At 69.0% G+C, this 7,508-nt stretch carries 10 protein-coding genes; 9 read left to right on the top strand and 1 reads right to left on the bottom strand.

Annotation, left to right across the window (positions count from 1 at the left end):
* Window positions 1–54: 54 nt before the first annotated feature.
* Window positions 55–645 carry a mycofactocin system transcriptional regulator gene (gene mftR / locus ACM2XV_RS10430; RefSeq protein WP_344776070.1) on the bottom strand — a complete coding sequence of 197 codons (591 nt, stop codon included), beginning with the start codon at window positions 643–645 and terminating at the stop codon, window positions 55–57.
* 114 nt (window positions 646–759) lie between these two features.
* Between mftR and mftA the strand changes: the two genes are divergently transcribed.
* The 9 genes from mftA to ACM2XV_RS10385 all read left to right on the top strand — a co-directional run.
* The gene (gene mftA, locus ACM2XV_RS10425) at window positions 760–864 is read left to right on the top strand and encodes a mycofactocin precursor MftA (protein ID WP_344776072.1); all 105 of its coding nucleotides are present in this window, start codon (window positions 760–762) and stop codon (window positions 862–864) included.
* A complete protein-coding gene (mftB, locus tag ACM2XV_RS10420) occupies window positions 854–1,174 on the top strand; it encodes a mycofactocin biosynthesis chaperone MftB (RefSeq protein ID WP_344776074.1) in 321 nt (106 codons plus the stop codon). Before mftA ends, mftB begins: the two co-directional genes overlap by 11 nt.
* The gene (gene mftC, locus ACM2XV_RS10415) at window positions 1,171–2,439 is read left to right on the top strand and encodes a mycofactocin radical SAM maturase (RefSeq protein WP_487026882.1); all 1,269 of its coding nucleotides are present in this window, start codon (window positions 1,171–1,173) and stop codon (window positions 2,437–2,439) included. Before mftB ends, mftC begins: the two co-directional genes overlap by 4 nt.
* Window positions 2,440–2,543: 104 nt before the next feature.
* Window positions 2,544–3,359, top strand: coding sequence for a mycofactocin-coupled SDR family oxidoreductase (locus tag ACM2XV_RS10410; protein ID WP_487026881.1), 816 nt, complete (start codon window positions 2,544–2,546; stop codon window positions 3,357–3,359).
* Between the two features lie 11 nt (window positions 3,360–3,370).
* A complete protein-coding gene (locus tag ACM2XV_RS10405) occupies window positions 3,371–4,204 on the top strand; it encodes a mycofactocin-coupled SDR family oxidoreductase (protein ID WP_487026880.1) in 834 nt (277 codons plus the stop codon).
* 23 nt (window positions 4,205–4,227) lie between these two features.
* Complete coding sequence (locus ACM2XV_RS10400) at window positions 4,228–5,064, top strand: mycofactocin-coupled SDR family oxidoreductase (RefSeq protein ID WP_344776084.1); 837 nt, start codon at window positions 4,228–4,230, stop codon at window positions 5,062–5,064.
* A gap of 13 nt (window positions 5,065–5,077) precedes the next feature.
* The gene (locus ACM2XV_RS10395) at window positions 5,078–5,920 is read left to right on the top strand and encodes a mycofactocin-coupled SDR family oxidoreductase (RefSeq protein ID WP_344776086.1); all 843 of its coding nucleotides are present in this window, start codon (window positions 5,078–5,080) and stop codon (window positions 5,918–5,920) included.
* Window positions 5,921–5,952: 32 nt separating this feature from the next.
* A complete protein-coding gene (locus tag ACM2XV_RS10390) occupies window positions 5,953–6,774 on the top strand; it encodes a mycofactocin-coupled SDR family oxidoreductase (protein WP_487026879.1) in 822 nt (273 codons plus the stop codon).
* A gap of 29 nt (window positions 6,775–6,803) precedes the next feature.
* Window positions 6,804–7,508 (top strand): AAA family ATPase (locus ACM2XV_RS10385; protein ID WP_487026878.1); only part of this gene is annotated, 705 nt, incomplete at its 3' end.

Here is a 7,508-nt window from a genome sequence, read left to right as displayed (position 1 = left end):
CCGAGCCTCCACCGACGACGATCACGTCGACGGCGGGCTCGGCCGAGGCATCCGTCACGCGGTCAGCCGCTCCGACAGGATGTCGAGAGCCGACCTCAGAACCTCGAGCAGCTCGCTTCCCGGGTCGTGCAGCCATTGCTCGTAGGCACCGAGGGATGCGGCGAGATAGACCCAGCCGATCATGCGTGGCCGCAGGCTGCCGACGGGCTCCCCCAGTCGGCGCGCGGCGAACTCGGCGATCACCTCGCGCCACGACTCGTAGCGCAGCGTCGAATGGGCGACGAGCGACGGGACGGTCATCAGCAGCTGCATTCGCTCGCGGTGGTACTGGAGCTCGGATGCCGGATAGGTGTTGAAGTCGAGCACAGCCCGGGTCAGCGTCGCATAGAGCGGCTCGGAATCCGGCACGGCGGCGAGGTCGGCGCGCATCCGCTCGACGAGCTCGTCGAAGTCGCCCCACGGCAGATCGTTCTTCGAGGCGAAATAGCGGAAGAACGTGCGCCGGCCGATGCCCGCGGCGGCCGCGATCTCGTCGACGGTGGTCTCGTCGAAGCCGTTCTCGATGAACAGCTGCAGCCCGATGTGGCTGAGCTGCGCGACGGTGGTCGCGCGCCGCGTCGCGTGCGCGCCCGTCTGCCCTGTCATGGTGACCATCTTGCTCCACAGCTCTTGCGGTGGCACCGAGTGCCACGTAACGTGTGCTCCATCGCGGAGGAATCCCCACGATCAACGAAGATCGAACTCAGGAGCAGCATCGATATGACTGAGAAGCCCGTAGCCGCCGATAACACCGACGACGCCATCATCGAATCCGACGTTCTCGTCGAAGAGGTCTCGATCGACGGCATGTGCGGTGTCTACTGAATCGCGCCCGCCCCTCGACCTGAGCCGCGCCTGGCGCCTGCACCCGCAGGTCTCCGTGCGCCCCGAGCCGTTCGGCGCACTGCTGTACCACTTCGGCACGCGGAAGCTGTCGTTCCTCAAGGACCCGCGCCTGCTCGCGGTCGTGCGCAGCCTCGACGAGCAGCCGTCCGCACGCGCCGCCTGCCATGACGCGGGCGTCACAGACGCCGAGCTCCCGACGTTCCGTCGCGCGCTCGAGACGCTGCGCGTGGCGCAGATGCTGGTCGAGCAGGACAGCAGCGAGCAGGACAGCAGCGAGGTGGCGGCATGACGATGACGGATGTCAGGGCCGAGGCTCCGGCGAAGCCGCAGCGCCTCGTCGACCTGTTCGAGTACGGCCTCGACTCGCCGATCTGCCTCACGTGGGAGCTCACCTACGCATGCAACCTCTCGTGCGTGCACTGCCTGTCGAGCTCGGGGCGGCGCGACCCGCGCGAGCTCACGACCGAGGAGTGCTTCGCGGTCATCGACGAGCTCGAGCGCATGCAGGTCTTCTACGTCAACATCGGCGGCGGCGAGCCGACGGTGCGCAGCGACTTCTGGGACATCGTGGACTACGCGACGAGCCACCACGTCGGGGTGAAGTTCTCGACGAACGGCGTGAAGCTCACCCCAGAGCGGGCGCGGCAGCTGGCCGCGAACGACTACCTCGACATCCAGATCTCGCTCGACGGCGCGACGGCCGAGGTCAACGACTATGTGCGCGGGCCCGGCTCGTACGAGACGGCGATCACCGCCATGGCGAACCTGCAGGCCGCGGGCATGAAGAACTTCAAGCTCTCGGTCGTGTGCACCCGCTACAACATCCCGCAGCTCGACGAGTTCAAGGCGATCGCCGACCGCTACGGCGCGCAGCTGCGCCTCACCCGGCTGCGGCCCTCCGGCCGGGGTGCCGACACCTGGGACGAGCTGCACCCGCGGCCCGAGCAGCAGAAGCAGCTCTACGACTGGCTCGTCGCCCACGGCGACGGCGTGCTCACGGGCGACTCGTTCTTCCACCTCTCGGCCTACGGCGAGGCGCTTCCCGGGCTCAACCTGTGCGGCGCGGGCCGGGTCGTGTGCCTGATCGACCCGATCGGCGACGTGTACGCCTGCCCGTTCGCGATCCATGACGAGTTCCTCGCCGGCAACGTCCGCATGCCGGGCGGCTTCCAGAAGGTGTGGCGCGAGTCCGAGCTGTTCCTGCGTCTGCGCCAGCCGCAGTCGGGCGGCGCGTGCACGTCGTGCCAGTTCTTCGACACGTGCAAAGGCGGATGCATGGCCGCGAAGTTCTTCACCGGGCTGCCGCTCGACGGGCCAGACCCCGAGTGCGTGCAGGGCTACGGCGAGGAGCTGCTGAAGAACGCCAAGGCGAAGGAGGGGCTCGCCCCGAAGCCGTCGGCCGACCACTCGCACCGCACCACGCCGCCCCGGCCCCGCGAGGGCCTCGGGCCGGTGCGCCTCACCCTGAAGCGCCGCGAGGACCTGGGGCGCCCGCCCGTCAACGCCTGCGAGGCCGACCCGCTGGCCGGGCTCGCGCCGCAGACCCCGCAGTAGGACCCGCTCCGCCCCACAGACCCGCGCGACGCATCCGATCACCCTGACAACGCCGTCGGGGTGGCTCGTCGCGCTCGAAAACAGAAGAAAGCAGGTAGAACACCATGGGAGTTCTCGAGGGCAAAGTCGCCTTCGTCACCGGCGCCGCTCGCGGCCAGGGCCGCAGCCACGCCGTCCGCCTCGCGCAGGAGGGGGCGGACATCATCGCCATCGACATCGCGGCACAGATCGACACCGTGCCGTACCCGATGTCGACGCCCGACGACCTGGCCGAGACGGCGCGGCAGGTCGAGGCGCTCGACCGCCGCATCTTCACGAGGCAGGCGGACGTCCGCGACAAGGACGCCCTGCAGGCGGCGTTCGACGCCGGCGTCGCCGAACTCGGCCCCGTCGACATCGTCGCCGCCAATGCCGGCATCGCGCCGATGTCGCTCACGCCGCAGTACCAGGAGTGGACCGACGTCATCGCCGTGAACCTGACCGGCGTGTACCACACGGTCGAGGTCGCCGCCCCGTCGATGATCGAGCGCGGCACGGGCGGCGCGATCGTGCTGACCAGCTCGACGGCGGGGCTCACCGGCATCGGCGGGAACACGCCGGGCGGCATCGGCTACACCGCGGCGAAGCACGGCGTGGTCGGCCTGATGCGGGCCTACGCCAACTACCTCGCGCCCTATTCGATCCGTGTGAACACCGTGCACCCGACGGGCGTCAACACCCCGATGGTCGTCAACGAGGTCATGCAGCAGTTCCTGCAGGCCGACCCGGCGATGGGCCAGGCGATGGCCAACGCGCTGCCGGTCGAGCTCGTCGAGCCCGTCGACATCTCGAACGCGATCGTGTGGCTCGTCTCGGACGCCGCGCGCTATGTCACCGGCGTCACACTTCCCGTCGACGCCGGCTTCGTCAACAAGAGGTAAGGGGGTCGCTCATGGCAGGAAGGGTCGAGGGCAAGGTCGCGTTCATCACCGGAGCCGCTCGCGGTCAGGGGCGCAGCCACGCGCTGCGGCTCGCGCAGGAGGGCGCCGACATCATCGCGGTCGATCTGCTCGAGGACATCCCGGGGGCGCCGTATCACGGCGCGACGGAGGCGGACCTCGCCGAGACCGTCCGTCAGGTCGAGGCGCTCGACCGCCGCATCGTGGCGAGCAAAGCGGATGTCCGCGACTTCGGCGGGCTCAAGAAAGCGGTCGACGACGGCGTCGCCCAGCTCGGCCGGCTCGACATCATCTCGGCCAACGCGGGCATCTCCACGCAGATGGCGCCGACCGACGAGCTCGACGAGGACATGTGGCAGAACATGATCGACACCAACCTCACCGGCGTGTGGCACACCGTGAAGGCCGGGCTGCCGCACATCAAAGCGGGCGGCCGGGGCGGCTCGATCATCCTGACGAGCTCTGAGGCGGGCATCCGCGGCTACGGCAACATCGCCCACTACGTGTCTGCCAAGCACGGGGTGGTCGGGCTGATGCGGACCCTCGCCATCGAGCTGGCGCCGCTGTCGATCCGCGTGAACAGCATCCACCCGACGCAGGTGGACACGGACATGATCCAGAACTCGGCGACCTACGACCTGTTCACCGGCAAACAGGGGTCGACCAAAGAGGAGTTCGCCGCGGCGTCGCAGGCCGTGATCGCGCTGCCGATCCCGTGGGTCGAGCCGGTCGACATCTCGAATGCGGTGCTGTGGCTCGCCTCCGACGAGGCACGGTTCGTCACCGGGGTGCCGCTGCCCGTCGACGGCGGCAACTACCTGATCTGAAGACAAAGAAAGAAGGAACCAGCATGCCTGGAAGAGTCGAAGGCAAAGTCGCCTTCGTCACCGGAGCGGCTCGCGGCCAGGGCCGCAGCCACGCCCTTCGCCTCGCGCAGGAGGGCGCCGACATCATCGCCGTCGACCTCACCGGCCAGATCGACACGGTGCCCTACGCCATGTCGACACCGGCCGACCTCGACGAGACGGTGCGGCAGGTCGAGGCGCTCGACCGCCGGATCGTCGCCACGCAGGCCGATGTGCGCGACTTCGACGCGCTCAAGGGTGCGCTCGACGCCGGCGTCGCCCAACTCGGCAAGCTCGACATCGTGTCGGCCAATGCCGGCATCTTCAGTTTCGGGACGCTCGACGAGCTCACCGAGGAGCAGTGGAGCGACATGCTCGCCGTGAACCTGACGGGTGTGTGGCACACGGTGAAGGCCGCGATCCCCCACCTCAAGGCGAACGGCGGCGGCTCGATGATCCTCACCAGCTCGACCGCGGGGCTCCTCGCCATCCCGAACATCGGGCACTACGTCGCGGCGAAGCACGGCGTCGTCGGCGTGATGAAGACGGCAGCCCTCGAGCTCGCGCCGTTCAACATCCGCGTCAACTCGGTGCACCCCACGAGCGTCAACACCGACATGATCCAGAACTCGGCGACGTACGAGCTGTTCGCTCCGGACCTGACACCCGAGCAGCGCACCAAGGAGGCGCTCGCACCGCGGTTCCAGACGCTGAACGTGCTGCCGATCCCGTGGGTGGAGCCGGTCGACATCTCGAACGCCGTGCTGTGGCTGGCGTCCGACGAGTCCCGCTATGTGACGGGACTCGAAGTCCGCGTCGACGCCGGCCAACTGCTCAAGTAGAAGGGCGGCGGACATGACAGGACGGGTAGAGGGCAAGGTCGCCTTCGTCACCGGCGCCGCCCGTGGGCAGGGGCGCAGCCACGCGCTGCGCCTCGCCCAGGAGGGCGCCGACATCATCGCGGTCGACATCTGCGAGGGCATCCCGAGCATCGAGAGGTACTACGCGGGGTCGACGCAAGCCGACCTCGACGAGACCGTGCGGCAGATCGAGGCGCTCGACCGGCGGGTCGTCGCGCGCAAGGCCGACGTGCGCGACTTCGACGAGCTGAAGGCGGCGCTCGACGAGGGCGTGGCCGAGCTCGGTCACGTGGACGTCGTCGCAGCCAACGCCGGCGTCTTCGCCTTCGGCGACAAGACGCACGAGGTGAGCGAGTCCGACTGGCAGGACGTCATCGACATCAACCAGACGGGCGTGTGGCACACCGCCAAGGCGGTCATCCCCCACCTCATCGAGCAGGGCACGGGCGGCTCGATGATCTTGACGAGCTCGACGGCGGGCCTCAAGGGCACGCCCAACGTCGCCGCCTACACGGCGAGCAAGCACGCGGTCGTGGGCATCATGCGCACGCTGGCGCTCGAGCTCGCGCCCTATCGGATCCGCGTCAACACGGTGCACCCGACGGGAGTCGCGACGGACATGATCCTCAACGAGGCGGCGTTCAAGCTCTTCCTGCCAGACGTCGAGCACCCGACGAAGGAACAGGCGGCCGCGGTGTTCGAGTCCACCAACGCGCTGCCCATCCCCTGGGTCGAGCCGGTCGACATCTCGAACGCCGTGCTGTTCCTCGCCTCCGACGAGGCGCGCTACGTCACGGGCACCGAGCTCAAGGTCGACGCGGGCTACACGATCAAGTGACCCGACTCAGGCATCCACGAAAGGAATCAGCAATGGCAGGACGGGTCGAAGGCAAGGTCGCCTTCATCACCGGGGCGGCACGCGGGCAGGGGCGGGCGCATGCTCTCCGGCTCGCCGAGGAGGGCGCGGACATCATCGCGGTCGACATCGCGGCGCAGGTCGAGAACGTGCCGTACCCCACGGCTACGCCCGATGATCTGGCCGAGACGGTGCGCCAGGTCGAGGCGCTCGATCGGCGCATCGTCGCGGAGGCGGTCGACGTCCGCGACCTCGACGGTCTGAAGGCCTTCGTCGACAAGGGGGTCGGCGAGCTCGGCCGGCTCGACATCATCGCGGGCAACGCCGGCATCGACATCGTCGGCCCCTGGCACGACATGACGCCGGAGATCATCCGCACCACGATCGACATCAATCTGATCGGCGTGTGGAACACCGTGGCAGCCGGCGTGCAGCATCTCATCGACGGCGGGGGCGGCTCGATCATCCTGACGAGCTCGGCCAACGGGCTCAAGGCAGGCCCGTGGAACCTCGCCTACAACATGGCGAAGTTCGGCGTCACGGGGCTCACCAAGTCGCTCGCGATGGAGCTCGCGAAGGACCACGTGCGCGTGAACTCGGTGCACCCCGGCGGCGTCGACACCCCGATGGCGAACGGCATCTTCGGCCTGCCCGACAACGGCTTCGAGCGCGGGCAGAAGGAGAACCCGGACCTCTTCGGGATGCTGACGCAGTGGATTCCCGGCATGATGCCGCCGCGCGAGATCTCGAACGCCGTGCTCTGGCTCGCCTCGGACGAGTCGACGTGGGTCACCGGGCACGCCCTCGCCGTCGACGGCGGCATGACGCAGTACTAGGAACGAGGGGCCGCAGAGGAGGCATCCGCATGACCGACGGCGACGTCACGAACCCGGGCGACCGCGCGGCGCTGCGCGAGCGCATCCTCGCGCGGGTCGTCGGCCGCGAGCACGAGCTCGAGCTCGCCCTCGCGGCCGTCGGCGCCGGCCGCGACCTCATCCTCGAGGGGCCGCCGGGCACCAGCAAGACGACCATGCTCAAGGCGATCACCGCAGAGTGGGGCATCCCGCTGCTGTTCGTCGAGGGCAACGGCGACCTGACGCCGGCGAAGCTGATCGGCCACCACAACCCCGCCCGCGTGCTGCGCGAGGACTACAGCGCCGACAACTTCGTCGCCGGTCCCCTCGTCGAGGCGATGGAGCAGGGCGGGTTCCTCTACATCGAGGAGTTCAACCGCGCGCCGGAGGACACCCTCAACACCCTGCTCACCGCCATGGCCGACCGAGCGATCGAGGTGCCGCGCGTCGGCGGCGTGGTCGCGAAGCCGACCTTCCGGGTGATCGCGTCGATGAACCCCTACGACAACGTGGGCACGACCCGCCTGTCGATGAGCGTGAGCGACCGCCTCAACCGCATCGTCGTGGACTATCAGGATGCCGCCGCGGAAGAGCGCATCGTCGCGCTGCGCAGCGGCATCGCGGGTGCCGTGGCCGAGCGCATCGTCGTCGACGCGGTCGCCGTGACGCGGGCGACACGCGCGCACCCCGCGGTGCGGCAGGGCTCGAGCGTGCGC

Source organism: Gryllotalpicola sp. CP2-P1, assembly GCF_057512245.1.
The sequence above is the reverse complement of the archived record's forward strand: the minus strand, read 5'-3'. Positions and strand labels throughout refer to the sequence as shown.

Bases quoted from the DNA above. Each gene is read 5' to 3' on its own strand.
- mftR (WP_344776070.1), bottom strand. From the start codon at position 645: ATGACAGGGCAGACGGGCGCGCACGCGACGCGGCGCGCGACCACCGTC.
- mftA (WP_344776072.1), top strand. From the start codon at position 760: ATGACTGAGAAGCCCGTAGCCGCCGATAACACCGACGACGCCATCATC.
- mftC (WP_487026882.1), top strand. From the start codon at position 1,171: ATGACGATGACGGATGTCAGGGCCGAGGCTCCGGCGAAGCCGCAGCGC.
- ACM2XV_RS10410 (WP_487026881.1), top strand. From the start codon at position 2,544: ATGGGAGTTCTCGAGGGCAAAGTCGCCTTCGTCACCGGCGCCGCTCGC.
- ACM2XV_RS10405 (WP_487026880.1), top strand. From the start codon at position 3,371: ATGGCAGGAAGGGTCGAGGGCAAGGTCGCGTTCATCACCGGAGCCGCT.
- ACM2XV_RS10400 (WP_344776084.1), top strand. From the start codon at position 4,228: ATGCCTGGAAGAGTCGAAGGCAAAGTCGCCTTCGTCACCGGAGCGGCT.
- ACM2XV_RS10395 (WP_344776086.1), top strand. From the start codon at position 5,078: ATGACAGGACGGGTAGAGGGCAAGGTCGCCTTCGTCACCGGCGCCGCC.
- ACM2XV_RS10390 (WP_487026879.1), top strand. From the start codon at position 5,953: ATGGCAGGACGGGTCGAAGGCAAGGTCGCCTTCATCACCGGGGCGGCA.